This is a genomic window from Streptococcus infantis, assembly GCF_019929575.1.
GTDB lineage: Bacteria > Bacillota > Bacilli > Lactobacillales > Streptococcaceae > Streptococcus > Streptococcus infantis_L.
Window position 1 is genome coordinate 1 of the sequence record NZ_JAHZPU010000070.1, and the last position, 864, is coordinate 864.

An 864-nucleotide genomic window follows, 5' to 3' on the forward strand; every position below is an offset into this window, starting at 1 on the left:
AAGTCAGCACCCCTTCTCCCGAAGTTACGGGGTCATTTTGCCGAGTTCCTTAACGAGAGTTCTCTCGCTCACCTGAGGCTACTCGCCTCGACTACCTGTGTCGGTTTGCGGTACGGGTAGAGTATGTTTAACGCTAGAAGCTTTTCTTGGCAGTGTGACATCACTAACTTCGCTACTAAACTTCGCTCCCCATCACAGCTCAATGTTATAGAACTAAGCATTTAACTCAATTCACACCTCACTGCTTAGACGTGCACTTCCAATCGCACGCTTTAGTTAGCCTACTGCGTCCCTCCATCACTACATACTCTAGTACAGGAATATCAACCTGTTGTCCATCGGATACACCTTTCGGTCTCTCCTTAGGTCCCGACTAACCCAGGGCGGACGAGCCTTCCCCTGGAAACCTTAGTCTTACGGTGGACAGGATTCTCACCTGTCTTTCGCTACTCATACCGGCATTCTCACTTCTATGCGTTCCAGCACTCCTCACGGTATACCTTCTTCACACATAGAACGCTCTCCTACCATACCTATAATAGGTATCCACAGCTTCGGTAAATTGTTTTAGCCCCGGTACATTTTCGGCGCAGGGTCACTCGACTAGTGAGCTATTACGCACTCTTTGAATGAATAGCTGCTTCTAAGCTAACATCCTAGTTGTCTGTGCAACCCCACATCCTTTTCCACTTAACAATTATTTTGGGACCTTAGCTGGTGGTCTGGGCTGTTTCCCTTTCGACTACGGATCTTAGCACTCGCAGTCTGACTGCCGACCATAATTCATTGGCATTCGGAGTTTATCTGAGATTGGTAATCCGGGATGGACCCCTCACCCAAACAGTGCTCTACCTCCAAGAATCT

The 864-nt window shown here is 48.3% G+C and carries 1 rRNA gene; it reads right to left on the minus strand.

The features are described from left to right. Positions 1-864, minus strand: a 23S ribosomal RNA gene (locus tag K1I67_RS09690); the annotation flags it as partial.